At 58.8% G+C, this 1,539-nt stretch carries 2 pseudogenes; both read right to left on the bottom strand.

Annotated features, from left to right (window positions below):
- Nucleotides 1-257, bottom strand: a pseudogene (locus X742_RS1000000176655) (aldehyde dehydrogenase family protein); the annotation flags it as partial.
- Between the two features lie 2 nt (nt 258-259).
- Nucleotides 260-1,009 (bottom strand): annotated as a pseudogene (locus tag X742_RS01000000171150) (aldehyde dehydrogenase family protein); the annotation flags it as partial.
- Nucleotides 1,010-1,539: the final 530 nt, after the last annotated feature.

Below are 1,539 nucleotides of genomic sequence, written 5' to 3'. Positions count from 1 at the left end.
CCGTCGACGGCAGCATCGACGTCGGCATCATCAAAGACGATGAAAGGCGCATTGCCACCCAACTCTAGACCGACTTTCTTGATCTGGTCCGAGCACTGGCGCATGAGCAACCGGCCGACTTCGGTGGAGCCCGTGAAACTGATCTTGCGGACCTTGGCGTTCGAGCAGAGTTCGCGGCCAACCGTATCGCCTTCGGAGGCGTAGATGAGGTTGACGACGCCTTCGGGAAAGCCGGCAAGATGGGCCAGAGCAAACATTNGTTCGAGCAGAGTTCGCGGCCGACCGTATCGCCTTCGGAGGCGTAGATGAGGTTGACGACGCCTTCGGGAAAGCCGGCAAGATGGGCCAGAGCAAACATTGCACCTGCCACCAGAGGCGTCTGTTCAGCAGGTTTGAGCACGATAGTGCAGCCGGCGGCGAGAGCCGGCGAAATCTTGCGTGCAACCATTGAGGCCGGAAAGTTCCATGGCGTGATCGTACCGACAACGCCGATTGGCTGTTTGATAACCAGCATGCGACGGTCTGTAGAGGGTGCCGAGATCGTCTCACCATAGATGCGGTTAGCCTCTTCGGCGTACCATTGCAGATACGCGGCCGCATGCGCCACCTCAGACTTCGCTTCGGCTATCGGCTTGCCCATTTCCGCAGTGAGAATCGCTGCAAGATCGTCAGTGTGGTCGACGATCAGTTGGTGCCAACGCCAGAGGATGTCGCTGCGCTCGCGCGCGGTCAGTGCGGCCCATTCNGTGTGGTCGACGATCAGTTGGTGCCAACGCCAGAGGATGTCGCTGCGCTCGCGCGCGGTCAGTGCGGCCCATTCAGGTTGCGCCACATAAGCTTTGTCGACCGCCGCGCGCGTCTCCTCGACACCCATGTCCGGCAGTTCCGCCAGCACTTCGCCGGTCGAAGGGTTCGATACCTCGAAGGTCCGCTCGCTTGCTGGCACGCCAAGAGCCGGCACCCGGTCAATGGCTCCGAACAGCTCGCGCGTTTTCAGGTGGCGAAGCATTGGCTTGTACAGGGGCGACGCGAATCCTCCTCGATGCGATTGGCGTGTCACACGACTTTTTGGATTATCCGCTGGCCTATGGTTTCGCATAGGGCCTCAGTGAGGGGCCACTAGACCCACACGAATCCACTCAACCGAAACTGATGTCAGTTGTGCGAAACAGTCCGACCATTTCTCGAAACAAGGAGATTGAATCCATGTCGTTGCTCGCGCACTGGAGGGCAAATCGTGATCCTGCCGCGCTGTCAGATATTCCAACTGGTTTTTGCAGTCCAACCGCCCGTGAACGCTGGAGCACTGCGCGTCTTTTTTGCGGAAATAGAAGTGCCGAGGTCAGATTTGAAGCTGCCGCAGCGCTCCGTTCAGCAGGGCTATCCCTGATCTATGGCCTTGCTTTGATGGTGGGAGCGCTCTTTGCGGACCATGTCGTACGACTCGATATACGCCATCTCCAGAAGGTATCCTAGGAACTGCAGCCTGTGAGACCCCGCGATCTGATTCAGCTCGCTGAGCATTGCGCTGATGAAGGC

Source organism: Mesorhizobium sp. LNHC229A00 (assembly GCF_000502415.1).
Classification (GTDB): Bacteria; Pseudomonadota; Alphaproteobacteria; order Rhizobiales; family Rhizobiaceae; genus Mesorhizobium.
This window is presented reverse-complemented; position numbering and strand designations above follow the sequence as displayed.